This window comes from Micromonospora sp. NPDC003816 (assembly GCF_042874705.1).
GTDB lineage: Bacteria > Actinomycetota > Actinomycetes > Mycobacteriales > Micromonosporaceae > Micromonospora.
Genome location: NZ_JBIANP010000004.1, coordinates 77,212 through 101,136 on the forward strand (window position 1 = coordinate 77,212; position 23,925 = coordinate 101,136).

General features: G+C 72.2%; 19 protein-coding genes and 1 riboswitch. Of the genes, 12 read left to right on the forward strand and 7 right to left on the reverse strand.

Annotated elements, in window-relative coordinates; all coding sequences use genetic code 11:
* Positions 1-259: 259 nt before the first annotated feature.
* On the forward strand, positions 260-3,127 hold the full coding sequence (locus ACFYTT_RS16000; protein WP_387259912.1) for an alpha/beta fold hydrolase: 2,868 nt from the start codon (positions 260-262) through the stop codon (positions 3,125-3,127).
* A complete protein-coding gene (locus tag ACFYTT_RS16005) occupies positions 3,127-4,026 on the forward strand; it encodes an ABC transporter permease (RefSeq protein ID WP_131053060.1) in 900 nt (299 codons plus the stop codon). Before ACFYTT_RS16000 ends, ACFYTT_RS16005 begins: the two co-directional genes overlap by 1 nt.
* On the opposite strand, the gene ACFYTT_RS16010 is transcribed toward ACFYTT_RS16005, so the two are convergent.
* Complete coding sequence (locus ACFYTT_RS16010; protein ID WP_176095369.1) at positions 4,016-4,702, reverse strand: DUF4232 domain-containing protein; 687 nt, start codon at positions 4,700-4,702, stop codon at positions 4,016-4,018. The two genes, ACFYTT_RS16005 and ACFYTT_RS16010, sit on opposite strands and share 11 nt — an antisense overlap.
* 402 nt (positions 4,703-5,104) lie before the next feature.
* On the opposite strand from ACFYTT_RS16010, the gene ACFYTT_RS16015 reads away from it, so the two are divergent.
* From ACFYTT_RS16015 to paaN, 4 genes are all read left to right on the forward strand, one after another.
* Complete coding sequence (locus ACFYTT_RS16015) at positions 5,105-5,554, forward strand: DoxX family protein (RefSeq protein WP_131053058.1); 450 nt, start codon at positions 5,105-5,107, stop codon at positions 5,552-5,554.
* Positions 5,555-5,746: 192 nt separating this feature from the next.
* Positions 5,747-5,882: riboswitch (SAM riboswitch) on the forward strand.
* 9 nt (positions 5,883-5,891) lie between these two features.
* Complete coding sequence (thrC, locus tag ACFYTT_RS16020; RefSeq protein ID WP_131053057.1) at positions 5,892-7,178, forward strand: threonine synthase; 1,287 nt, start codon at positions 5,892-5,894, stop codon at positions 7,176-7,178.
* Between the two features lie 283 nt (positions 7,179-7,461).
* Positions 7,462-8,481: a GNAT family N-acetyltransferase gene (locus tag ACFYTT_RS16025; protein ID WP_176095367.1), complete on the forward strand. Its 1,020-nt coding sequence runs from the start codon at positions 7,462-7,464 to the stop codon at positions 8,479-8,481.
* Between the two features lie 52 nt (positions 8,482-8,533).
* A complete protein-coding gene (gene paaN / locus ACFYTT_RS16030) occupies positions 8,534-10,207 on the forward strand; it encodes a phenylacetic acid degradation protein PaaN (RefSeq protein ID WP_387259917.1) in 1,674 nt (557 codons plus the stop codon).
* A gap of 600 nt (positions 10,208-10,807) precedes the next feature.
* On the opposite strand, the gene ACFYTT_RS16035 is transcribed toward paaN, so the two are convergent.
* Entirely contained in the window at positions 10,808-11,338 is a 531-nt protein-coding gene (locus ACFYTT_RS16035) for a GNAT family N-acetyltransferase (protein ID WP_357210235.1), read from the reverse strand.
* Between the two features lie 211 nt (positions 11,339-11,549).
* On the opposite strand from ACFYTT_RS16035, the gene ACFYTT_RS16040 reads away from it, so the two are divergent.
* The 3 genes from ACFYTT_RS16040 to groL all read left to right on the forward strand — a co-directional run bounded on the left by ACFYTT_RS16040 (position 11,550) and on the right by groL (position 14,884).
* The gene (locus ACFYTT_RS16040; protein ID WP_131053053.1) at positions 11,550-11,750 is read left to right on the forward strand and encodes a cold-shock protein; all 201 of its coding nucleotides are present in this window, start codon (positions 11,550-11,552) and stop codon (positions 11,748-11,750) included.
* 131 nt (positions 11,751-11,881) lie between these two features.
* Positions 11,882-12,988 (forward strand): hypothetical protein, encoded by a 1,107-nt coding sequence (locus ACFYTT_RS16045; protein ID WP_387259921.1) that lies wholly within the window; start codon positions 11,882-11,884, stop codon positions 12,986-12,988.
* 273 nt (positions 12,989-13,261) lie between these two features.
* Positions 13,262-14,884 (forward strand): chaperonin GroEL, encoded by a 1,623-nt coding sequence (gene groL, locus ACFYTT_RS16050; RefSeq protein WP_131053051.1) that lies wholly within the window; start codon positions 13,262-13,264, stop codon positions 14,882-14,884.
* A 53-nt stretch (positions 14,885-14,937) separates the two neighbouring features.
* Here the strand turns inward: groL and ACFYTT_RS16055 are convergent, their stop codons facing one another.
* From ACFYTT_RS16055 to ACFYTT_RS16065, 3 genes are all read right to left on the reverse strand, one after another.
* Positions 14,938-15,180, reverse strand: coding sequence for a hypothetical protein (locus tag ACFYTT_RS16055; RefSeq protein WP_236145715.1), 243 nt, complete (start codon positions 15,178-15,180; stop codon positions 14,938-14,940).
* 69 nt (positions 15,181-15,249) lie between these two features.
* The gene (locus ACFYTT_RS16060; RefSeq protein WP_387259924.1) at positions 15,250-16,191 is read right to left on the reverse strand and encodes a GNAT family N-acetyltransferase; all 942 of its coding nucleotides are present in this window, start codon (positions 16,189-16,191) and stop codon (positions 15,250-15,252) included.
* A 51-nt stretch (positions 16,192-16,242) separates the two neighbouring features.
* Positions 16,243-18,813, reverse strand: a complete 2,571-nt coding sequence (locus ACFYTT_RS16065) for a S8 family serine peptidase (RefSeq protein ID WP_387259927.1) — start codon at positions 18,811-18,813, stop codon at positions 16,243-16,245.
* 50 nt (positions 18,814-18,863) lie between these two features.
* Between ACFYTT_RS16065 and ACFYTT_RS16070 the strand changes: the two genes are divergently transcribed.
* Complete coding sequence (locus ACFYTT_RS16070; RefSeq protein WP_387259930.1) at positions 18,864-20,720, forward strand: glycerol-3-phosphate dehydrogenase/oxidase; 1,857 nt, start codon at positions 18,864-18,866, stop codon at positions 20,718-20,720.
* Positions 20,721-20,803: 83 nt separating this feature from the next.
* Positions 20,804-21,331 (forward strand): hypothetical protein, encoded by a 528-nt coding sequence (locus tag ACFYTT_RS16075; RefSeq protein WP_387259933.1) that lies wholly within the window; start codon positions 20,804-20,806, stop codon positions 21,329-21,331.
* 40 nt (positions 21,332-21,371) lie between these two features.
* On the opposite strand, the gene ACFYTT_RS16080 is transcribed toward ACFYTT_RS16075, so the two are convergent.
* Positions 21,372-22,766 carry an FAD-binding oxidoreductase gene (locus ACFYTT_RS16080; RefSeq protein ID WP_131054856.1) on the reverse strand — a complete coding sequence of 465 codons (1,395 nt, stop codon included), beginning with the start codon at positions 22,764-22,766 and terminating at the stop codon, positions 21,372-21,374.
* Positions 22,767-22,789: 23 nt separating this feature from the next.
* Between ACFYTT_RS16080 and ACFYTT_RS16085 the strand changes: the two genes are divergently transcribed.
* Entirely contained in the window at positions 22,790-23,179 is a 390-nt protein-coding gene (locus tag ACFYTT_RS16085) for a DUF4031 domain-containing protein (RefSeq protein WP_387259936.1), read from the forward strand.
* Here the strand turns inward: ACFYTT_RS16085 and ACFYTT_RS16090 are convergent.
* Positions 23,069-23,740, reverse strand: coding sequence for a metal-dependent phosphohydrolase (locus tag ACFYTT_RS16090; protein ID WP_387259939.1), 672 nt, complete (start codon positions 23,738-23,740; stop codon positions 23,069-23,071). The genes ACFYTT_RS16085 and ACFYTT_RS16090 overlap by 111 nt on opposite strands.
* Between the last annotated feature and the right edge of the window lie 185 nt (positions 23,741-23,925).

A 23,925-nucleotide genomic window follows, 5' to 3' on the forward strand; every position in this document is an offset into this window, starting at 1 on the left:
GGTCAGGTTTGCGTCACTTCGAGCGATGTGACGGAGGATTAACTGATTGACTACGGTGGGTGGCTCTTTCCGTGGAGGTACGTCGTGGTTACGCGTATTTTCCAGTGAAAGGCATTAATTTCCATGATGCGAACTCATCCCAAAGGTTCGCCTGCGGAGGATGTGCGGTCGACCTCTTGCGGATGACGATCGGCCGAGTAGGACGGACGTACGGCGGATCTCAGCTACCACTCAGGTTGCGCGCCGTACCGTGTGCCGCATGAGATCGCCGTTCTCGGCCGCGCGGATCCGCCGTGCCCTGCCCACCAGCCGCTGGGCCGTCGCCGTGTCAGTGGCCGTCGCTCTGCTCGCGGCGGTCGTCGTCTGGGCGGTGTGGCCGGAGCGGCCGAGCTTCCGGACCGAGTCCGCGATGCTCACCGTGCGGTCCGGGCCGAACGGCGACGAGCCCGTCGACCTGGACACCACGCTGTACCTGCCGCGCGAGGCCGCCGCCGACCAGAAGGTGCCCGCGGTGCTGCTCGCGCACGGGTTCGGCGGCACCAAGAACTCGGTCCGCACCGACGCCGAGGACCTCGCCGACCGGGGCTACGCGGTGTTGACCTGGACCGCCCGGGGCTTCGGCCGCAGTGGTGGCCAGATCCACCTGGACAGCCCCGACCACGAGGTCCGCGACGCGCAACGACTGCTGGACTGGCTGGCCGACCGCCCGGAGATCCGGACCGACGCGACCGGCGACCCCCGGGTCGGCGTGGTCGGCGGCTCCTACGGCGGCGCGCTGGCGTTGTTGCTCGCCGCCCAGGACCAGCGGGTGGACGCGATCGTCCCGATGATCACCTGGAACGACCTGTCCCGCTCCTTCCTGCCGGAGAGCACCGGAGGGGAACCGACCGCCGGAGTGTTCAAGTCCGGCTGGGCCGGCATCTTCTTCGGTGGCGGCGGTGCCGCCGGCTCCGGACCGGCCGGGATCTCCGGCACCGGCGCCGAGTCGCCGGAGGGCGCGCCGGACGCCGGGCCGCCCAGCCCCGCGCCGGGCCAGGGACCGGGCACCGCGCCGGGCGCCCCGATGGCCGGCGGCCTGCCCGACCCCTCCTGCGGCCGCTTCGCCTCCGACGTCTGCGCCGCGTACCTGCGCATCGCCGCCACCGGTCAGGCCGACCAGGCCGCCGTCGACCTGCTGCGCCGGTCCAGCCCGGCCGGCGTACTGGACCGGATCGAGGCACCCACCCTGCTGGTCCAGGGCGCGGCGGACACCCTCTTCCCGCTCGGCGAGGCCGACGCCAACGCCCGGGGCATCGCCGCCAACGGCACCCCGGTGCGGGTCGCCTGGTTCACCGGCGGCCACGACGGCGGCTCCGGCCCGCAGACCGACTCCGACCGGGTGAAGTTCCTGACCGCGCAGTGGCTCGACCACTACGTCGCGGGAACCGGGGACGCGCCCGGCGACACCTTCACCTTCTCCCGGATCGCCGGCTTCGACGCGATGGACCGGGGGCTGGTCGCCACCGGCTACCGCACCGACGACTACCCCGGTCTCGGCGGCGACGCCCGCCGCGAGGTGACCGTGGCCGGGCCGCCCCAGCCGGTGGCCAACCCGCCCGGCGGCAACCCCGCCGCGATCTCCTCGGTGCCGTTCGCCGGCTCGTTGAGCTCACTGCTCAGTGGGGTGGCCGGTGACATACCCGGGCAGCACGCCCGGTTCGAGTCCGAGCCGTTGACCGAGGCGGTCGACATCGTCGGCGCGCCCACCGTGTCGGTGCGCGCCGCGTCGAGCAGCGGCGAGGCGGTCCTCTTCGCCAAGCTCTACGTGGTCGACCCGGAGGGGGCGGCCACCCTGCCCAGCGGACTCATCGCGCCGATCCGGCTCAGCGGTCTGCCGGCCACCGTCGACGCCGCCGCGCCGGTCACCGTGACCCTGCCGGCGATCGTGCACCGGGTGGAGGCCGGGCACCGGCTCCGGCTGGTGGTGGCCACCTCGGACCAGGCCTACACGACCCCGATCGAGCCGGCCGTGTACACGGTCGCGGTCGGTGACACACCGGTCAGCCTGCCGACGGTCGACAGCGACCCGATCCCCACCGAGGCGGCGCTCTGGCGCTGGGTACTGGTCGGGCTGATCGCCGCGATCGTGATCGGGCTCGTCGTGCTCGTGGCCGTGCTGCGCCTGCGGCACCGCCGCCAGGACACCTCGATCCATCCCGAGTACGCGGACACCCCGTTGGCCGTGCGCCACTTGCGCAAGGAGTACGCCGACGGCTTCGTGGCCGTCTCCGAGGTGGACTTCGAGGTGCACCCCGGTCAGGTGGTCGGCCTGCTCGGGCCCAACGGCGCCGGCAAGACCACCACCCTGCGGGTGCTGATGGGGCTGACCCAGCCGACCGCCGGGGAGATCTACGTCTTCGGGCACCGGCTGGTGCCGGGCTCGCCGGTGCTCTCCCGGATCGGCGCGCTCGTCGAGGGGCCCGGATTCCTGCCGCACCTCTCCGGCCTGGAGAACCTCAGGGCGTACTGGCGGGCGACCGGACGGCCGGAGGCCGACGCGCACTTCGAGCAGGCGCTGGAGATCGCCGGTCTGGGCTCGTCGGTGCACCGGCGGGTCCGCAAGTACAGCCACGGAATGCGGCAACGGTTGGCCATCGCCCAGGCCATGCTCGGCCTGCCCGAGCTGCTGGTGCTCGACGAGCCGACCGACGGGCTGGACCCGCCACAGATCGCCGAGATGCGCCGGGTGCTTCAGCGGTACGCCACCGACGGGCGCGCGGTGCTGGTCTCCAGTCACCTGCTCGCCGAGGTGGAGCAGACCTGCACCCACGCCGTGGTGGTCAACAAGGGCCGGATCGTGGCCTCCGGGCCGGTGGAGGACATCGTCGGTGACTCGCCCAGCGTGCTGTTCGAGGTGAGCGACCCGACCGCGGCCCGGGACGTGCTCAACGACCTCGGTGGCGTACGGGTGCTGGACGACGCCGATGGGCACCTGGTGGTGGACACCAACGGCACCGCGCGCAGCGAGGTGGTCGCCGAGTTGGTACGGGCCGGTATCGGAGTGGACCGGGTGGTGCCCCGGCGCCGCCTGGAGGACGCGTTCCTCGCCCTGGTGGGCGAGAACTCTCGGGGAAGCGGGGACCGGTGATGGCGGGATCGACCGTGCAGCCGACGCGGGAGGAGTCCGGGGTGGCTCCGTCGGGTGCCGCCGCCGGCTACCGGCCGTCGAGGACGTTGCCGTTCGGCGCCGAGTTCCGCCGTCAGGCGGCGCGGCGGCGTACCCAGTTGGCGCTCGGTTTCATGGTGCTGCTGCCGTTGATCATCCTGATCGCCTTCCAGTTCGACTCGGGTGACGACGACAGCGGCCGGGGCGAGTTCGGCAGCCTCGTCTCGTTCGCCACCTCCGGCGGACTGAACTTCACCCTGTTCACCATCTTCGTCTCCGCCTCGTTCCTGCTGGTCGTGGTGGTGGCGCTGTTCTGCGGCGACACGGTGGCCAGCGAGGCGAGCTGGGGCAGCCTGCGTTACCTGTTGGCGGTGCCGGTGCCCCGGGCCCGGCTGTTGACGGTGAAGCTGCTGGTGGCGCTCGCCTACTCGGCGTTCGCGCTGGTGCTGCTCGCCGGTACGGCCCTGCTGATCGGCACCCTGCGGTACGGCTGGTCGCCGCTGCGCAGCACGGTCGCCGCACAGCTCGAACCCGGCGAGGGTTTGCTCCGCCTGCTCGCGGTGCTCGGCTACCTGGCGGTCGTCCTGCTGGTCGTCGCCGGTCTGGCGTTCCTGCTCTCGGTGGTCACCGATGCCGCGCTGGGCGCGGTGGGTGGTGCGGTGCTGCTGTGGATCCTCTCCAGCATCCTGGACCAGATCACCGCGCTCGGCGCGATCCGGTCGTTCCTGCCGACCCACTACAGCACCGCCTGGCTGGGGTTGCTCTCCACGCCGGTGCAGACCGACGACATCGTCCGGGGCGCCGTCTCGGCGATCTGCTACGCCACCCTCTTCTGGGGGCTCGCCTTCTGGCGCTTCACCCGCAAGGACATCACCAGCTGAGTGCGGCGTCGACGCCGTCGTCCGCCGACTCGGTGGGCGTCGGCGTCGGGCCCGTCCGCTTCTTCCAGGCGCTGACTCCGATCCGGTCGGTGTTGCCGAGGTCGATCGGCCCCTCCATGTCGAGTTCCTGCCCCGGCTGCCCCTTGGCCGCCGCGATCTCCACCCGCGCGGCGTCGGTGGCGACCACGGTCGGATCGTCGACCAGGTTGCGCCAGATCACGGCCGCTCCGGCCGTGGCGCCCGGTGCCAGCACCAGCGGCCGGGGTGGGTCGTCGAAGCCCGAGGCGATTCCGGCCGCCCCCTCGACCACCCGGACGGTGATCGGTGCCCCCTCGCCGTCGAACAGACGCAGCGCCGGATAGCCGCGCAGCTTGTACGGGCGGTCGCCGCAGTTGACCAGCTCCACGCCCATCGCCCGGAGCCCCATGGCCGCGCTGACGCCGAGGTAGCGGATCCGTACCCCCGATTCGGGGCAGACCTCCGGCGCGTCCGGGCCGGCCGTGGTCGGGCTCGTGGCCGGGTCGGCCTGCTCCGTCGGTCCGTCACCCGGGACGTTGCCGGACGCGTCGGTCGGTGCGCAGCCGGCGAGCAGCGCGAAGGCGGTCAGCAGCGCGACGAGCCGAGGACGCCGGTAGGCCCGGCCTCCGTCGCCGCGTCTCGTGGTCGTATCCGGCATCGATCCCCCGTGGATTTCTCGCATCGGCCCATCGTCGCATCACGGTCCTCGATCGTTCGGCGGGCAGTCGGGGTGGCGAGGTGGGCGCTTCGGGACGGCCTCCCGGTCGGTCGGGGACCGCCCCGCGTACCGGCTGGTGGGACGACGGTGGCCGCTTCCGGACCCGGGTGGGCGCGCGGCCCCGGATCGGATGACCGCGACTTGTTGCCGTCAGATGTCCAGGGTGTACAGGGAGTCGTTACGGAGGGTGATCGAAATGATCTTCGCCGAGGGGGGTTCCCTCGGGAGTTCCAGTCGCTACCATCGATGTGGGAGCGTTCCCAAAGGAAGAGATTGCATCGACAAATATTTATCAGTCCCGCATTCTGGTTGCCCTCGTCCATCCACAATGGAGGTTCCGGAATGCGTACTGACCGGTTCGGCGGGCCGGCCCTGTCCCTGTTCCGCATGGTCATCGGCCTGCTGTTTCTCTGCCACGGGTTGTCGTCTCTGTTCGGCGTCTTCGGCGGTGCCCGGGGGAGCGGTGAACCCGTCCCGCTCGGCACCTGGCCGGGCTGGTGGGCCGCGCTGATCCAGGCCGTCTGCGGTGCCCTCGTGCTCCTCGGTCTCTTCACCCGACCGGCGGCACTGGTGGCGTCGGGCTCGATGGCCTACGCCTACTTCGTCGTCCACCAGCCCGAGGCGCTGCTGCCGCTGCGCAACCACGGCGAGCTGTCGGTGCTGTTCTGCTGGTCGTTCCTGCTGATCGCGGTGCTCGGCCCGGGTAGCTGGGCGCTGGACAACCTGCTGCGCCAGCGCAACGGTGCCGCACTGGACCTGAAGGCGGCCGAACGCAGGTCCGTACCGGCCTGACCCGGCCGGTGCGGTGACCGACCGACGCTCGTGCGCGACCCTGGACCAGGTCACCCCGGCGCTGCCGGGGCTGCCCGATCCAGGGTCGACGCGCTTGCGCGGGTGGTGGCGGCGGTGAGGAATCGCTCACAGGCTGAGATCGAACGCTGACGAGCGCGGCGGGATTGCCTAGACTCGGCGGCACAACTGAATACCTCATCCAGAGGGGCTGAGGGATACGGCCCGAAGACGCCCCGGCAACCACCCCGCGCGCTCATCGCTGAGCGTCCCGTGGGGCAGGTGCCAATTCCGTCCCCGCCGCAGGGTGCGATGTGGGGGAAGATGAGAGGACTCGGACATGACGTCGACGCTCGCCCCTACCGGGATCGACACCACCGCCAGCCCCGCCCGCGCCCTGGTCTGCCGCGCCTGTTCCGCCCGCTACCCGTTGGCCGCGCAGCACGCCTGTTACGAGTGTTTCGGCCCGCTGGAGGTCGACTACGACCCGGCGGCCCTCGCCACCGTGACCCGTGAGCAGATCGAGGCGGGCCCGCAGAACATCTGGCGCTACGCGGCGCTGCTCCCCGCCGGCCAGGACCCGGCCACCCGGGTCACCCTGGACCCCGGTTTCACGCCGCTGGTCGCCGCCGACCAGCTCGCCGCCGAGCTGGGCATCACCGGCCCGCTCTGGATCAAGGACGACAGCGCCAACCCCACCCACTCGTTCAAGGACCGGGTCGTCTCGGTCGCGCTGACCGCCGCCCGGGCGCTCGGCTTCGCCCGGTTCGCCTGCGCCTCCACCGGCAACCTGGCCAACTCCGTCGCCGCCCACGCGGCCCGCGCCGGCACCCCGTCGGTGGTGTTCATCCCCAGCGACCTGGAGCAGGGCAAGGTCGTGACCACCGCCGTCTACGGCGGCGAGCTGGTGGCCATCGACGGTTCGTACGACGACGTGAACCGGCTTTGCGGCGAGCTGGTGGAGACCGACGAGTTCGAGGACACCGCCTTCGTCAACGTCAACGTCCGGCCGTACTACGCGGAGGGCTCCAAGACGCTCGGCTACGAGGTCGCCGAGCAGCTCGGCTGGCGGATCCCGGCCCAGGTGGTCATCCCGATGGCCTCCGGTGAGCTGCTCACCAAGGTCGACAAGGCGTTCAGCGAACTGGTCGAGATCGGCCTGGTCGAGGCGCCGGCCGGCGGGTGGAAGGTCTTCGGCGCCCAGTCGGCCGGATGCAACCCGATCGCCACCGCCCTGCACGGCGGCGGTGACACCATCACCCCGGTCAAGCCGACCGGGATCGCCAAGTCGCTCAACATCGGCGACCCGGCGGCCGGTCTGTACGCCCTGGAGGCGGTACGCCGGACCGGCGGCTGGATGGACTACGCCGACGACGACGAGATCCGTGCCGCCGTGCGGCTGCTGGCGCGTACCACCGGGGTCTTCGCCGAGACGGCGGGCGGGGTGACCGTCGCGGTGCTGCGCAAGCTGGTCGAGTCCGGAAAGCTGGACCCGACCGCGGAGACGGTGGTCTACAACACCGGTGAGGGGCTCAAGACGCTCGACGCGGTCGCGGGCGAGGTCGGGCCGACCCACCGGATCAAGCCGTCGCTGCGGGCCGCCCGCGACGCCGGCCTGCTCGGCTGAGACACGCCGCGAGCCCGTCGCCCGAAGTGGCATGTTGCACGCCGACCGATCCGCCGGGTAACGGGCTTTTAGCGGTGAGTGCGGAAAACACGCCGTCGAGTACTTGACGGCAGGAACCGGGCGGCGCAAGATGCTTCGTGCGGGAGGGCGTTTCGCCGTAGACTTTCAGTCTTTACGACCCAGCGCCGGAGGCGTTGTGCGATCGTCCCTCCCGACCAAGCTTTCCGAAGGGGCCGGCGAATAATCGCTGGCCCCTTCGTCGGTCGTCCCGCAGGCTGCGGAGATGGCCATCACCATCACCTCCTTCGGTCCCGACGACGAGTCGGCCATCGAACAGGCGTACCGGATCGGTGCCGACTACACCGCGACCGACCTGCCGGACTACCCCCCGTTCAGTCGGCAGCGGTTCACCTCGCTGTTCCACCAGCCGATGCCGGGCACCGAGACCCTCGCCCTGCTGGCCCACGTCGACGGCACCCCGGCCGGCTACCTGCTGCTCGACCTGCCGCAACTCGACAACACCGAGAACGCCTCCGGCGAGTTGGTCGTGCACCCGGACCATCGCAGCCGGGGAGTCGGTCGGGCGCTGTTCGAGCGCGGCCTGCGCGTACTGCGCGAACGCGGGCGGAAACGGGTCAGTGCGTTGAGCCGGGCGCACCTGCGCGACGATCCCGACCACCCCGCCCCGGCCGCCCGGTTCGCCGCCACCGTCGGCGCGGTCGACGCCCTGGCCGACGTACGACGGCGACTGCACGTCGCCGAACTGGACCAGGCCGCCCTGGACGCGCTGCTGGCCGACGCACGATCCCGGGCCACCGGCTACGAGGTGCTGTTCTGGCGCGGGGGTACGCCGGACGATCTGATCGCCGACGTCGCGTACCTGGACGGGCGGCTGCTGGCCGACGCGCCCATGGGTGACCTGGCATGGGAGCCCGAGCAGGTCGACGCGGAGCGGGTACGCGGCACCGAGCGGGCGCTCGAAGCGCGCGGCAAACGGCGCTACCACGCGGGCGTACGGCATCAGGAGTCCGGTCGGCTGGTCGCCTGGACCCTGCTCGACATGTCACCGACCGCCGACTGGCACGCCTTCCAACAGATCACCATCGTCGACCCGGAGCACCGGGGCCGCCGCCTCGGCCTGCTCACGAAGATCGAGAACCTTCGTCACCTGCTCGCCCACGAACCCGCGATCCAGGTGATCGACACCTTCAACGCGGACAGCAACGATCACATGATCACGATCAACGAGCAGCTCGGTTTCCGGGTGATGGATCGCTGGAGCAACTGGCAACTCGACGTCTGAGCTGTGACACGCCCCTACTGATCGCGGGGCTTCCTGTTGCATGATGGCGGGCATGACGGAGACCCCGCACCCCCTGTACGACAGGCACGCCGAGACCCTCGACCGCGCGCTGACCGCGATCACGGAGCGCGGGTACTGGTCCGCCTACCCGGAATCACCCAGCCCCCGGGTGTACGGCGAGACCGCAGCCGCCGACGGCAAGGCCGCATTCGAGGCGTACCTGGGTGGAGACTTCCCGCTCGACCAGCCGGGCGACGGCGACCAGGTAGCCACCGAGACCAGCCCCTTCGGCGTCCCGCTGGACGTCCGCTACCCGCACGCCACCGCCGAACAGCTCGTCGCCGCCGCGTCCACGGCGCTGCCCGCGTGGCGGGACGCCGGTCCGCAGGCGCGGGTCGGGGTCTGCCTGGAGATCCTCGACCGGCTGCACAAGAACGTCTTCGAACTGGCCAACGCGGTGCAGTTCACCAGCGGGCAGGCATTCGTGATGGCCTTCCAGGCCGGCGGCGCGCACGCGCTCGACCGGGCGCTGGAGGCCGTCGCCTACGCGTACGCGGAGATGACCCGCCACCCGGGGACCGCCGCCTGGGAGAAGGCCGCCGGTAAGGGCGACCCGCTGCGGATGACCAAGACGTTCCATGTGGTGCCGCGAGGAGTCGCCCTGGTCATCGGCTGCAACACGTTCCCGACCTGGAACTCCTACCCGGGCTTGTTCGCGTCGCTGGTCACCGGCAACCCGGTGGTCGTCAAGCCGCACCCGCGCGCCGTACTCCCGCTGGCCGTGACGGTGCGCTACGCCCGGCAGGTGCTCGCCGAGGCCGGTTTCGACCCGAACCTGGTCCTGCTCGCCCCGGAGGCGCCCGGCGAGAAGCTGGCCTCGACCCTGGCCCTGCACCCGGCCGTCAAGATCGTGGACTTCACCGGTTCCACCGAGTACGGCGACTGGCTGGAGGCCAACGCCCGCCAGGCGGCGGTCTACACCGAGAAGGCCGGACTCAACACGGTGGTGGTCGACTCCACCGACGACTTCGCCGGCATGTGCCGCAACCTCGGGTTCACCCTGACGCTCTACAGCGGCCAGATGTGCACCACCTCGCAGAACATCCTCATTCCCCGCGACGGCATCGACACCGACCAGGGACACAAGAGCTTCGACGAGGTGGCCGCCGGGATCGCCGCCGCCGTCGGCAAGCTCACCGCCGACCCGGCGCGTGGGGTCGAGCTGACCGGCGCCATCGTCAACGACGGCGTCCTGGACCGCCTCGACGAGGTCACCAAGGTCGGTACGCCGGTGCTGGAGTCGCGTACCGTCACGCACCCGTCGTTCCCGGACGCGGTGGTCCGTACGCCCACCGTCGTCAAGCTGGACGCCGGCGACACCGCGACCTACTCGCGGGAGTGGTTCGGACCCATCTCCTTCGCCATCGCCACCGACTCCACCACGCACAGCCTGGACATCCTCCGGGCGACCGTGGGGGAGAAGGGCGCGCTCACGGCAGCCGTCTACTCCACCGACGAGGCGGTGCTGGACGCCGCCGAGAACGCCGCGATCGAGGTCGGAGTGCACCTGTCCGGCAACCTCACCGGCGGCGTCTTCGTGAACCAGTCGGCGGCGTTCTCCGACTTCCACGGCAGCGGGGCGAACGCGGCGGCCAACTCGGCACTCACCGACGGGGCGTACGTCGCCAACCGTTTCCGCATCGTGCAGAGTCGGCGGCACGCCTAGGTCTGCTGCTCACGGTGGGGGGTTCGGGTCTTCTCACGGTGGGGGTTCCGGGGCAGCCTGACCCGCTCCGGGCGGTCAGGCTTGATCCCTGCGCGGGTCAGGCTGCCCCGGAACCCTGCTGGGTCACCGTTGGAGCATGAGCTGAGTTGAGCTGAGTTGAGCTTGGGCGGTTCGGCTCGGGGCGGTTCGGGGCGGGGTGGGGCGGAGGCGGACGGTGGGCGGCGGTACTGCGCCTTGCCGCCTTTGCTCTGCTTCACTCCACGCAATACTTTCGGGAGAACGCACCGGTTCTGGTCAATTGTCATGGCTTTGCCAGTGCGGCATTTGCCAGGAGGAACGAATCGCCCTGTTCGTTGCGTGGGTTGAAGCAGAGCAAAGGCGGCGCGGGAGACCTGGCACCCGCCGCATCCGCCGGACACCCTGGCCAGCCCGCGACCGTCGCTACCGAGCAGGGCGAGGGGAGTGGGTCGGTCCGATCCGAGGGCAGGCCCACCCGACCAGCCGGACCACGTCGGGTTTCCGGGCAGCCCACCCTGCGGAGGGATCAAGCCTGACCGCCCGGAGCAGGGTGGGCTGCCCGGAAACCCCCACCCACACCTACTACGCCCGGCGGCGCATCTGGAGTTCGCGGAGGGCGGGGACGGTCGGGTGCGGCACCCGTACGCCGGTGTCGGCGAAGCCGATCCGCTGGTAGGCGCGGTAGGCACGGTCGTTGCCCACCACGACTTCGAGCATCAGCTCCTGCCGCCCGCACTCCCGTGACCAGGCGCCGACCGCATCGATCAGGGATGCGAGCAGGCCCGTGCCGCGCCACGTCGGGGTGACGTAGACCGCGTAGACCACGGTGACCGCGAGTTCCGTGGGATGGGCGACGCCACCTGCGTGCCCGACCAGTCGGCCACCGGGGTCCGCCACGAACTGGGCGGTGTGGGTGCCGGCCGAGACCTGGGCGACGCGGGCGGCGTACTCGGCGTGCGGGCGCGCGGCGGCCTCCGCGATCGTCTCCAGGAAGGCCAGCGGGGCGTCGGCGAGCATCTCCAGACGGAGGGCCCGCATCCGGGCGGCGTCCGCCGGCTCGACCCGACGGACGTCCGCCCGCAGGGTGCTGGTCTCGTCGAGCGCGCTGGTCATGTCGGCATGCTTACCACAATGACGTACGGCGATGCCGTCAGTCGGAATATGCCCGATTTGTGGTCGTGCGCGGTCGTCACGCCTCGTGTACCGTGCGATTTCGGTCACCGTTTTTCGGGGTCGTCGCGGATCGCTGAAACCGGTGGTCTCCGGGTGTTCGGCGTGCCGGTGCCCGGAGTTGTGGTACGCCGCGCAGAGTGAGGACAACACCGTGGCACAGGGCACCGTGAAGTGGTTCAACGCCGAAAAGGGTTACGGCTTCATCGCCGTCGACGGCGGGCAGGACGTCTTCGTTCACTTCTCCGCGATCGAGATGGACGGCTACAAGGCGCTGGACGACGGCCAGCGGGTGGAGTTCGAGATCGGCCAGGGCCAGAAGGGCCCGCAGGCCGAGCGGGTCCGCGCCATCTGAGTCACCCGCCGCGTCCACCTCGCCGGCTGATCCTCGGGTGGGGTTATGGGATCGTGGCCGGTGCAGGGCAGCGGCGCCGGGGCCGACCAGGGAAGATCATGGGCCGATCCAGCCATCGCTGAGGAGCGTCCATGTCCGACCAGCCGCCCCCGGCGGGTCCGTCCTCGTCCCCCGACGAGCCGGCCCGGCCTTCGCCGGCGAACGAGCCGACCCCGCCGGCGAACGAGCCCGATCGGGGTGACGGGCGGCCACCGGTCGACCCGACCGCCCCCTATCCGGGCCAGCCCTATCCCGGTCAGCCGTACCCGGGTCAGGTCGGGGGGCCGGTGCCCTACCCGGGCCAGCCATATCCGACGTCGCCCTACGGTGGGTACCCGCAACCGGGGTACGGCCTCGACCCGGCCAGCCCGTTGGTGAATCCGCCCGGTGCCGGTGTAGGTGGTTGGTACGCGCGCTGTGTCGGCGCGCTCCGCCGGGGCTGGTCGCTCCTGCTGCCAATCGTCCTGCTGACCCAGGTGCTGCCGGCGGTGGTGCTGGCGGTGCTCGCGCTGGTGATCGACCCCACCGCGCGCTGGGAGGAGCAGCTTGCCGACGACAGCAGCGCGCTGCCCTCCGGATTCTGGGCCGACAGCCTCGTGTGGGTGGGCAGCCTCTTCGGGGCGGGTCTGATCGCGAGCCTGGTGCAGTGTGTGGGCTGGGCGGCCGGGACCTGGGTGATCGCCCGGCAGGCGGCCGGTACGCCGGTCGACCTGGGCGCGGCCATGCGCTACGGGGTCCGGCGGGCGCTCGGGCTCTGGGGATGGACCCTGCTGTTCGGCATGATCGTGCTGTTCGGCCTCTGCCTCTGCTTCCTGCCCGGCATCTACGCGGTGTTCGCGCTGGCCATGGTCGGCCCGGTCTACCTGTTCGAGCGGGACAACCCGATCGGCCGCTCGCACCAGATGCTGCGGCAGCGCCTGGGCCTGCTGCTCGGCCGGTTGGCGCTGGTGATCGGCGCGGTGATCGCCGTGTCGTTGGTCGCGGCTGCGATCGAGCAGGTGGGCCTGCTGCTGATCGGCACCGGCCCGATGGAGACCCGGACTGTGACGGCGGGCACGGTCGTAGTGACGGTGCTGGCGGCGCTGCTCACCCTGCCGGGCCAGCTTGCCCAGTTGGTCGGGCTGGTCGTCACGTACGCCGAGCAGCGGGGACACGAGGGGCCGGTGAACGACGCCCAACTGGCCCATGAACTCGGCTGATCACGGCGGTCGTGCTTGCACTCGGCAGGGCAGAGTGCTAAACAAGTCATTGGCACTCGCATGGCGTGAGTGCCAGTTGGTCGGGACGGTGGGGCCACCGTCGCACCCGGGGGATCACCTCGGGCGGGGCAGTGGCCGGTCGTCGCGGGCTATCCGGCCCGGCCGAGGAGACGTCGCCGTCGCCAGGTGGCGACGTCCCAAGGTGCGTACACCAGACGGCCCGTCCGGGGCACACCCCGGCTGGTCCGTGAGTGTCCAGGAGGACAACGCCGTATGGCCAAGATGATCGCGTTCGACGAAGAGGCTCGCCGCGGCCTCGAGCGGGGCATGAACCAGCTCGCCGACGCCGTGAAGGTGACCCTCGGCCCCAAGGGCCGCAACGTCGTGCTCGAGAAGAAGTGGGGTGCCCCCACCATCACCAACGATGGTGTGAGCATCGCCAAGGAGATCGAGCTCGAGGACCCGTACGAGAAGATCGGCGCCGAGCTGGTCAAGGAGGTCGCCAAGAAGACCGACGACGTCGCCGGTGACGGCACGACGACGGCGACCGTCCTGGCCCAGGCTCTCGTTCGCGAGGGTCTGCGCAACGTGGCTGCCGGTGCCAACCCGATGGCCCTGAAGCGTGGCATCGAGTCCGCCGTGGCCAGCGTCTCGGAGGAGCTGCTGAAGCTCGCCAAGGACGTCGAGACCAAGGAGCAGATCGCCTCCACCGCCTCCATCTCCGCCGGTGACAACACCGTCGGTGAGATCATCGCCGAGGCGATGGACAAGGTGGGCAAGGAAGGCGTCATCACCGTCGAGGAGAGCAACACCTTCGGGCTGGAGCTGGAGCTCACCGAGGGTATGCGCTTCGACAAGGGCTACATCTCGGCCTACTTCATGACCGACCCGGAGCGTATGGAGGCCGTCTTCGACGACCCGTACATCCTGATCGCCAACAGCAAGATCTCGTCGGTCAAGGACCTGCTCCCGATCCTGGAGAAGGTCATGCAGGGCGGCAAGCCGCTGCTGATTATCGCCGAGGACCTGGAGGGCGAGGCCCTGGCCACCCTGGTGGTCAACAAGGTCCGGGGCACCTTCAAGTCGGTCGCCGTCAAGGCGCCGGGCTTCGGTGACCGCCGCAAGGCCATGCTGACCGACATCGCCATCCTCACCGGTGGTCAGGTCATCAGCGAGGAGGTCGGCCTCAAGCTGGACGCCGCCGGTCTCGACATGCTGGGCCGCGCCCGCAAGGTCGTGGTGACCAAGGACGAGACCACCATCGTCGACGGTGCCGGTGACGCCGAGCAGATCCAGGGCCGGGTGAACCAGATCCGGGCCGAGATCGACAAGAGCGACTCCGACTACGACCGGGAGAAGCTGCAGGAGCGCCTGGCCAAGCTGGCCGGCGGTGTTGCGGTGATCAAGGTCGGCGCGGCCACCGAGGTCGAGCTCAAGGAGCGCAAGCACCGCATCGAGGACGCCGTCCGCAACGCCAAGGCCGCCGTCGAGGAGGGCATCGTCCCGGGTGGTGGTGTCGCGCTGGTGCAGGCCGGCAAGACCGCCTTCGACAAGCTGGACCTGGCCGGCGACGAGGCGACCGGCGCGCAGATCGTCAAGATCGCGCTGGACGCCCCGCTGCGGCAGATCGCCGTCAACGCCGGCCTGGAGGGTGGCGTCGTCGTCGAGCGCGTCCGCAACCTCGACGCCGGTCACGGCCTGAACGCCGCGTCGGGTGAGTACGTGGACCTGCTGGCCGCGGGCATCATCGACCCGGCCAAGGTGACCCGCTCGGCGCTGCAGAACGCCGCGTCGATCGCCGCGCTGTTCCTCACCACCGAGGCCGTCGTGGCGGACAAGCCGGAGAAGACCCCGGCCGCCCCGGCTGGTCCGGGTGGCGGGGACATGGACTTCTGAGTCCAGCTCCACACGCCGGAAAGGGCGGGCCGCGTCAGCGGTCCGCCCTTTTCCTATGTCGGTAGCGGCCGCTCGTCGCGCCGCTGCTGCGCCCGGTCGTACGGTGGGCGGTGCGGTGCCGGTTCGTCGACCAGGATGAGCGGCTCCTCGGGTGGTTCGGCTGCACCGGTCATCTCCGCCAACTGCTCGGCGTCGCCGTAGTCCAGCCGGTCGATCGGCAGTTGGGCCGGGAGTTCGGGAACCGCGACCAAGGGCACCGCCAGGGTGTCCCGGGTCTGCTCGTCATCCGTGGTCATGGCTGCCTCCTCTACGCAAAACCGTAGGGGGCGTCGATGACCGGGGAGGGTGAACGGTGGTATCGGCGCCTATGCGCCGGTTGACTCGTTCGGGCTGCCGAGCGCCCTGCGGTACAGGAAGAAGACCTGCTCGATCCGGGCACCCGCGCTGCGCGAGTAGAAGGGCACCGGACCGACCCAGCCGATCTGCGCGAACTCGATGCCGGCCGTCCGCTGGTCCCGCAGGCAGCGTCGCAGCAGGACGCCGCCGATGCCGGACCCCTCGGCAGCGGGGACGGTGCCCATCGGCCCGAACCAGCTCGGCCGGGACGATCCGTACGCGGCGAAGCCGAGCAGCTCACCGTCGCGCTCGGCCAGATGGCAGCCGGCGTCGGGGCGACCCACCGAACCGGCCAGCTCGCCGTCCCACGCCCCGCCGAAGGTGGTACGGGCGAAGGTGGTGAGCGCCGGCAGGTCGCTCGGCTCGGCCCGGCGTACCGTCACGCCCTGCCCGGCCAGCCGGGCCTCGGCCGCCTCGGTGGCGCGCAGCGCCGGTGACGAGTCGGACGACAGGTCGGCGGTCATGTTCCACGCGGTGCGGTCCTGGCGGTAGCCGAGGGCGAGCGCGAGACAGATCGCCGGGGTGTAGCGGACGTCGATGCCGGGCCAGCCGTAGTACGGCGGGTTGCCGGCGAGCACCATCTCGACCGCGCCCGACTCGGCCAGCGCCCGTTCGGCGTGCCCGAGCAGGGCCCGGGCCACGCCCTGACGGCGTACCCGCGGGTGCACGGCCAGCAGGTCGACGTGCCCCGCCTCGCCGGAGTGCGATCCGATCAGGACCCCGACCAGGTCGTCACCCCGGTACGCGCCGAACACCCGCACCGGCCGGTCGACGGCGGCCCGGTGCCAGAGCGTCGCCACGAGCGGTTCCGCCTCGGCCGCGTCCTCCGGCAGGTCGAGCGCCCGGCGACAGAGCTCGACCACCTCGGCGGCCCGCTCGACGGTCAACTCGGCGATGGTGGTCGCGTCCATGGCAGCCGACCCTAGATCACATCGAGTCCGGTGTCAGTCCGTGATCCGGCGTCAGTCCCGGGCGGCCTCGACGGCGGCGTACGCGTCGACCAGCCCGGCGCCGGCCACGTTCGCCGTACCGCCGCAGTTGCCGGAGCCGGTCGGGGCGTCGATCGGGGTGGCCGTCTCGCGCAGGATCCGCCGGGTCCGGTCCAGGTCACCGACGAGGTCCGGGTTGGCCGACCACATCAACGCCACCACGCCGGCCACCTGCGGGGTCGCCATCGACGTACCGGCGAGCGTGGCGTAACCGCCCCCGGGCATCGCGGAGAGGACGTCCGCCCCCGGTGCCACCAGGTCCGGCTTGTTCACGCCCGACGGGGCGGGTCCCCGGGACGAGAAGTCGGTGACCCGCCGCCGCTCGTCCACCGCACCGACCGTCAGCACGTCCGGGTACGGGGCCGGCGGGTCCTGGATGGACCGGCAGTACGGGCCGGTGTTGCCGGCGGCGGCCACCACCAGGATCCCGGCGGCCTCCAGCGCGTCGACGGCCGGCAGCAGCACCCGGGGGTCGCAGCCCTCGATCGGTGGGCAGCCCCACGAGTTGGTCAGGATCTCCGGGGCCCGGGCCGGGCGCCCCTGCGCGAACGGGTCGCCGCCGGGCGGGAAGGGCGCCAGCATGAACTGGAGGCAGTCCAGGTACGCGGCGGGGCTGCCCAGGTTGCGGTCGAGGTTCACGCAGCCCACCCATTGCGCCCCCGGTGCCACACCGATACCACCCCGCCCGACGGCGCTGCCCGCCGTGTGGGTGCCGTGCCCGCTGCGGTCGGTCGGCGTACGGGTGTCGTTCCAGGGGTCGAACCACGAGTCGTCACCGCCCCGGAAACCCGGGGCGAGGGTCGGATGTCCACCGTCCACTCCGGAGTCCGAACTCCCCACCGTCACCCCGGCGCCGGTCACCGCCAGCTCGGACCAGACGCGGTCCGCACCGATCATGGTGATGTTCCAGGGTGGGCCGGTCGGCGCGGACGCGTCGCCGCGCGTCGTACCGTCCGGCACCGGTAGCGGACGCAGCCGCTGGCTGACCAGGACCTTCGCCACCTCGGGTCGGGTCGACAACCAGGCTCGCGTCACCGGCCCGCCGTCCACCTCGATCGCGTTGACCAGGTAGTAGGCGGTGTGGTCCAGCCGTAGCCGGCGCAGGTCCCGGCGCAAATCGGCCTGGGTCCGCTCGGCGGTGTCGACCAGACGCCGGTAGACCTCCTCGGCGCGGGCGTCCCGACCTGCCTTCCCCGCCCCGGCGGGCAGACCGGTCAGATCGGCCTGCTCACGCAGCACCACGAACAACCGTTCCCCGTGCAGCCCGGGCTGGCCGGCGACGACGCCACCGACGCCGACCGTCAGCAGCATCACCACGGCGGTCGTCCAGGCGGTGGCCCGGCGCGGCGGGCGCGCCGAGGGCCGGGCCAGCACCACCGCGTACGCGGTCGACAGCAGCAGCGCGACGAGGAGCCCGGCGCCGGTGGTGACGGCCACCCAGAACGGGATGTCCCGGCTGCCCGACAGGAGCAGGGTGACCTCCTCCGGGTCGGTGAAGGCCAGCGGACCGAACACGCCCAGCCCGACCAGCCAGGCGGTGGGGAGGCGACCGTGCCGCCGGTCGGCACGCCGGGCCAGGGCCCGCAGCGCGGCCAGCGCGAAGGCGGCCGGTGGCAGGGTCAGCAGCAGCGGCAACTGGGCACCCGACTGACCGGTACCGGCGCCGACCAGCAGCAGCACCACGCCGGCGACCAGCCCGCCGAGCAGCACCAGCCGGGCCGGTCGGGGTGGCTCGCCGACCTCGTGGTGGCCCCAGAAGCGGGCGTCCAGCAGTTCGGCGGCCAGCGCGCCCACGGCGGCGGCGGCCAGCCCGGCCAGCACCGTCTCCAGCAGCCCGCCGAGCGCGCCGAACCGGACCCAGGGCATCAGCAGGACCAGCCCGCCCGCGATGCCGAGCAGGGTCACCGGGGTCGGCCGGGAAGCCGGGGGAGCGGCCGGGTCGGGTCCGGCCGTGCCCGGCGGATCACCCACCGGCTCGGCCCGATCGCCGCCCGGCGCGGGGACGGCCTGCTCGCCGAACGACTCCGGCCCCGCCCCGGTCGGACCTGGCGGCGTCGTGGGCCAACCCGGCGGTGTGGTGTGCCACCCGGGCGGCGGGAGTGGACCGGGACGGGCCGGGCGGGGAGCGGGGGCCAGACGGGGGGAGAGCCGGTGGGCGAGCAGCGCCAGCAGCGCGGCGGTCACGGCCAGCGCGGCCAGGTACGCCTCGTGGTGCACCGGGGGGATCGTCCGCAGCAGCCCGAGCACGCCCATCGCGAGCGCCCCGACCAGCCAGCCCCGGCCGGCGGCGCGGATCGTCGTCGAGCGGGGGACCAGGGCCAGCGGCAGCGTGGCGGCACCGATCAGGAGCACGGTGAACAGTGCGGCCAGCGGCCAGAGCGGCACGAACCGGTCCAGCCCGCTGAGCAGCAGCACCTGGTCGACCAGCCAGCCACCGGCCTGTGTCAACAGGGCGATGGTGACTGTCGCCCCGCCGACCAGCACCGCCGCGACAACGGCCCAGGGGCTCCCGGCGTCACCGGACGTCAAGTGATCGTCACGCATCCGCACACCCTACGGTCCGGCCTCCACCGGTCGTCCCCGGCGGCCGTGGCATGCCACCAGGTGATCGCTGCGGCTACCGTGGACGGGTGCGCGATCCCCACGTCTTGCGATCCGTTGCCGGCCAGCTCTCGCCCGCCCGCCGGGCCGACGACCTGCGTCGGCTACGGGCCGAGCGCTTCGACGTTCTGGTCATCGGCGGTGGTGTGACCGGTGCCGGTGCCGCCGTCGACGCGGCCTCCCGGGGGCTGAAGGTGGCCCTGGTCGAGGCCCGCGACTTCGCGGCCGGCACGTCCAGCCGGTCCAGCAAACTGATCCACGGCGGCCTGCGCTACCTGGAGCAGTTGGAGTTCCACCTGGTGCACGAGGCGCTCACCGAGCGGGGTCTGCTGGCCACCCGGCTGGCGCCGCACCTGGTGCGTCCGGTGCCGATCCTGGTGCCGCTTCCCGCCGGGCAGGGCGTACGCGATCTTCCGGCCCGGGTGCTGCGGCGGGCCTACTACGGCGCCGGGGTGGCCGCGTACGACGCCTTCGCGGGTCTCTTCGGCGGTGGCCGGGGCATGCCGTTGCACCGGCACCTCAGCCGCGAGGGCGCCCGCAGGGTCTTCCCGAGCCTGCGGACCGAGGGACTGGCCGGCGCGATCCGCTACTACGACGGTCAGGTGGACGACGCCCGCCTGGTGGTGACGCTGGCCCGGACCGCGGCGAGCCTGGGTGCGACGGTGGTGAGCAGCACCCGGGCGGTCGGGTTGATCCGGCAGGCCCGGGAGGTGACCGGGGTGCGGGTCCGTGACCTGGAGTCGCCCGCCGGGTCCCCGGAGGGCGAGTTCGAGGTACGCGCCCGCACCGTGATCGCCGCCACCGGCGTGTGGACCGACGACATGTCACGGATGCTCGACGACGTCGGGTTGCGACGTGGCATCCGGGTCCGGGCGTCCAAGGGGGTGCACCTGGTGGTGCCCCGCTCGGCGATCACCGGTGAGACCGGGCTGATCCTGCGTACCGCCCGGAGCGTGTTGTTCGTGATCCCGTGGGGCGGGCACTGGATCATCGGCACCACGGACACCGACTGGCAGTTGGACCGCTCGCATCCGGCGGCCTCCGCCAGCGACATCGACTATCTGCTACAACAGGTGAACACCGTGCTGGACCGGCCGCTCACCACGGCCGACATCGAGGGCGTCTACGCCGGGCTGCGCCCGTTGCTGGCCGGCGAGGCCGACTCCACCTCGAAGCTGTCCCGGGAGCACGCCGTCATCGAGCCGATGCTCGGGTTGTTGCTGGTGGCCGGCGGCAAGTACACGACGTACCGGGTGATGGCCTCGGACGTGGTCGACCGGGCCGCGCACCGGCTCGGGGCACGTCCCTCGCGCACCGCCGACCTGCCGTTGCTCGGCGCGGACGGGTACGCGTCGATGTGGCGGGACCGGGCCGACCTGGCCCGCCGGCACGGGGTGCCGGTCGGTGTGGTCGAGCACCTGCTGGAGCGTTACGGCAGCCTGGCCCTGGACCTGCTCGCCCTGATCGACGCCGACCCGTTGCAGGCGTCTCCGCTGGCCGGTGCGCCGGAGTACCTCGCGGCGGAGGTGACCTACGCGGCCCGTGCCGAGGGCGCGCTGCACCTGGAGGACGTGCTCACCCGGCGTACCCGGGTCTCCTTCGAGACCACGCACCGGGGGCTGGAGTCGGCCGGACACGCGGCCGAGTTGATGGGTGCGGTGCTGGGCTGGGACGAGGCACGGCGGGAGCGTGAGGTGACGCACTACCGGGCACGGGTGGAGGCGGAGCGGCAGTCGCAGTTGATGCCGGACGACGCGACGGCGGACGCCGCCCGGCTGGGTGCGCCGGACGTGCGCGGCTATCCGGCGGACCGTGGTGCCGACGACGGGGCGGCGGGGCTGCCGCGCTGACCAGGTCCATTCTGGATATCGCTGCCGGTGGATGTCCGTCCGGACGGTTCCGTGTCCTACCTACGGTAAGGTAAGTTCCGCGCGTGATAGCGCAACCCTGGTCACGGCTGCTGTCCCTGCCCGTCACCGCCCTGGTGGTGGTCGCCCTGAGCGGATGCGCCCCGTTCGGCCAGCGCGCCGAACCGGAGACGTCGGTGAGCGGACCGGCCGCCGACCAGCCGGGTTCCGGCGGCGCCGCGACCAGCGGCCAGGGGCGGGTCAGCCTGTTGCAGAACCTCGGCAGCGACGGGCCGCTGCGCACCCTGAACGTGACCCCCGACGGCCGCTGGGAGTGCATCGACTGTGCCGGCGACGGCGTCACCTCGACCGGCACACTCAACGAGGAACTCCGCGAGCGGTTGCAGCAGTTGCTCGCCGATCCGAGGCTGGCCCGGGAGACCGACGAGGCCCGGGGTTACCGGGTCACCTGCGTCGGCGCGTTGACGTCCAGCCTGCTCACCTCGGCGGGCCTGATCACCTCGCAGGACTGCCCCGGCGAGGAACGACCCGAGGTGGCCGAGGAGATCCTGCTGCTGCTCACCCAGAACACCCCGGCCGAGATGGTCGGCTGAGGCGGCCCGTCAGAAACACCCCGCCCCCGGACGGCCCGGATCAGAGCACCTTGCCGGGGTTGAGCAGCCCGGCCGGGTCGAGTGCGTCCTTGATCGCCTGATGCACCCGGACGCCCACCGGCCCGATCTCGCGGGCCAGCCACTCCCGCTTGAGCAGCCCGACGCCGTGCTCGCCGGTGCAGGTGCCGCCGAGTGCCAGGCCGAGTCGCATGATCTCGTCGAAGGCCCGGCGGCCCCGCTCCAGACTGGCCGGATCGGCCCGGTCGACCACGATGTTGGGGTGCATGTTGCCGTCACCGGCGTGACCGACCACACCGATCGGCACCCGGCACTCGGCGGCGATCCGGGCGACCCCGTCGAGCAGCGCGGCCAACGCCGCCCGGGGTACCGCCACGTCGTCGATGATCAGCCCACCGTTGCCGTCCGGATACGTGTCCGAGGCGTACTTCTCCATCGCCGGGTGCGCCAGGCGTCGGGCCTGCAGGAGGGCGGCGGCCTCCACCGCGTCGGTGGCCGCGTACACCTCGGCGGCACCGGCCGCCGTGCAGACGGCGGCCAGCTCGGCGAGGTCCTCGGCGGCGCGGGGACCGGTGTCGGCGGCGGCCAGCAGCAGCGCCTCGGCGTCGGTGCGCAACCCCATCGGCCGGTACGCCTCGATCGCCACCAGGTGGGTGCGGTCGAGCAGTTCGAGCAGGCTGGGGGAGAGGCCACGGGCGGCGATCCGGGCCACCGCGTCGCCCGCCTCGGCGGTGGAGCCGAAGACCGCCACCATCGTCAACGACTCCGCCGGAGCGGGCCGCAGCGCCACGGTCACCTCGGTGACCACCCCGAGGGTGCCCTCGGAGCCGACGAAGAGCCGGGTGAGGTCGTACCCGGCGACCCCCTTGGCGGTACGCCGGCCGGTGCGCAGCACCTCACCGGAGGCGAGCACCACCTCCAGGCCGAGCACGTACTCGGTGGTGACGCCGTACTTGACGCAGCACATCCCGCCCGCGTTGGTGGCGACGTTGCCGCCGATCGTGGACGACTCCCAGGAACCCGGGTCCGGCGGATACCACAGGCCCTGCTCGGCCACGGCGGCGCTGAGCGCCGCGTTGACCACGCCGGGCTGGACCACCGCGATCCGACTCACCGGGTCGATCTCCAGGATGGTGTCCATCGCCACCGTGCTCAACACCACCGCGCCCGCGACGGCGTTCGCCGCACCGGCCAGACCGGTCCGCGCGCCCTGCGGCACCACGGGTACGCCGTGCCGCCCGGCCGCCCGGACCACGGCGGCCACCTCCTCGGTGCTGCGCGGCCGGACGACCGCCAGTGGGGTGCCGGACGCGCACAGGTCGGCCTCGTCCCGCTCGTGCCCGCGCAGCAGGTCCGGGTCGGTGAGGACCGCGTCCGGGCCGAGCGCGGCGCGGAGGTCGTCGAGGAGGCTGGCCATGGGGCCGAGGCTACGACCGGCCGATGGTGATCATCAACCTCGGGGCCGTGCCGGGTACCGTGGCTGCCGTGATCTACGTGGACCGGCCGGCCTGGCCGGCACGGGGCCGACTCTGGTCCCACCTGATCAGTGACGTCTCCGTCGCCGAGCTGCACGCCTTCGCCGAGGCGCTGGGCGCTCCCCGGCGTGGCTTCGACCGGGACCACTACGACATCCCGGCGGAACGCTTCGCGATGGCGGTCTGGCTCGGCGCGCAGGTGGTGCCGAGTCGCGAGATCGCCCGGCTCCTGCGGGCCACCGGCCTACGTCGCCCCAAACACCTCGCCGCCCGGGTCCCGGCCGGTGAGGGCGGCCAGCTCGCGGGTCAGGTTGGCCCGGGCCCGCGCCTGTCCGGCGTCGGCCAGCGGAGCTGACCGGAACAGCGCGGGCAGGGCGATCAGCCCGGAGAGCACCCGGGCCCGACCGACCCGGTAGTCCGGCTCCGGCACGTGGGCGTACTCCCGCCGGATCGCCGCCGCGTACCTGTCGTACTCCGGCTCGGGTGCGGCCAGCACCGCCAGGTCGGCGTCGCAGAGCAGTACGCCGTCGGCGTCCGCCGGGTCCACCGCGTGCCCGGCGGTGAGCAGGACCAACCGGCCGACCTCGGCCACCTCGGCGGCGGGCAGCCCGACCCGGGTGAGCAGGACCTCCGCGAGCGCCGCGCTGTCACGTTCGTTGCGGTCGCCGGGCGCCCGGGGGTCGTACACCGCGTCGTGGCACCAGGCGGCGAGCCGGACCAGATCGGGCTGGTGCGCGGCGGGTGCGTACCGGTCGACGACGTCGAGCACGGTGGTCAGGTGGTCGAGGGTGTGGTAGTGGCGGTGCGGCTCCTGCCACCGGGCGACCAGCTCGGCCCCGGCGTCGTCCACCGCCGTCGGCCGGGTCGCGCCCGCCGAGAGGGCGGCAGCGCGCCACCGGTGCGTCAACCCCGTCACCCGGACGAGTCTGCCGCACCGGCCGGGAGTCCGCGTCGCGGCGGTTCCGGATCCGTGCCGGCCCGGCCCGAACCGCCTCCGGCGGGCGTCGCGTCCGGCAGTGTTCCGGGACGGGCGGACCGTCACCCGACGGGAGGATGCACCCGGTCGGCGAGGAATGTCCCGACGTGCGGCGGGTAGTCGCG

Excerpts from the sequence above, each read along its gene's own strand:
- ACFYTT_RS16010 (WP_176095369.1), bottom strand. The coding sequence starts at position 4,702 with ATGCCGGATACGACCACGAGACGCGGCGACGGAGGCCGGGCCTACCGG.
- ACFYTT_RS16045 (WP_387259921.1), top strand. The coding sequence starts at position 11,882 with ATGTCCGACCAGCCGCCCCCGGCGGGTCCGTCCTCGTCCCCCGACGAG.
- ACFYTT_RS16035 (WP_357210235.1), bottom strand. The coding sequence starts at position 11,338 with ATGACCAGCGCGCTCGACGAGACCAGCACCCTGCGGGCGGACGTCCGT.
- ACFYTT_RS16000 (WP_387259912.1), top strand. The coding sequence starts at position 260 with ATGAGATCGCCGTTCTCGGCCGCGCGGATCCGCCGTGCCCTGCCCACC.
- ACFYTT_RS16055 (WP_236145715.1), bottom strand. The coding sequence starts at position 15,180 with ATGACCACGGATGACGAGCAGACCCGGGACACCCTGGCGGTGCCCTTG.
- ACFYTT_RS16060 (WP_387259924.1), bottom strand. The coding sequence starts at position 16,191 with ATGGACGCGACCACCATCGCCGAGTTGACCGTCGAGCGGGCCGCCGAG.
- ACFYTT_RS16005 (WP_131053060.1), top strand. The coding sequence starts at position 3,127 with ATGGCGGGATCGACCGTGCAGCCGACGCGGGAGGAGTCCGGGGTGGCT.
- ACFYTT_RS16080 (WP_131054856.1), bottom strand. The coding sequence starts at position 22,766 with ATGGCCAGCCTCCTCGACGACCTCCGCGCCGCGCTCGGCCCGGACGCG.
- ACFYTT_RS16025 (WP_176095367.1), top strand. The coding sequence starts at position 7,462 with ATGGCCATCACCATCACCTCCTTCGGTCCCGACGACGAGTCGGCCATC.
- ACFYTT_RS16070 (WP_387259930.1), top strand. The coding sequence starts at position 18,864 with ATGCCACCAGGTGATCGCTGCGGCTACCGTGGACGGGTGCGCGATCCC.
- groL (WP_131053051.1), top strand. The coding sequence starts at position 13,262 with ATGGCCAAGATGATCGCGTTCGACGAAGAGGCTCGCCGCGGCCTCGAG.
- ACFYTT_RS16015 (WP_131053058.1), top strand. The coding sequence starts at position 5,105 with ATGCGTACTGACCGGTTCGGCGGGCCGGCCCTGTCCCTGTTCCGCATG.
- ACFYTT_RS16085 (WP_387259936.1), top strand. The coding sequence starts at position 22,790 with ATGGTGATCATCAACCTCGGGGCCGTGCCGGGTACCGTGGCTGCCGTG.
- ACFYTT_RS16065 (WP_387259927.1), bottom strand. The coding sequence starts at position 18,813 with ATGCGTGACGATCACTTGACGTCCGGTGACGCCGGGAGCCCCTGGGCC.
- thrC (WP_131053057.1), top strand. The coding sequence starts at position 5,892 with ATGACGTCGACGCTCGCCCCTACCGGGATCGACACCACCGCCAGCCCC.
- paaN (WP_387259917.1), top strand. The coding sequence starts at position 8,534 with ATGACGGAGACCCCGCACCCCCTGTACGACAGGCACGCCGAGACCCTC.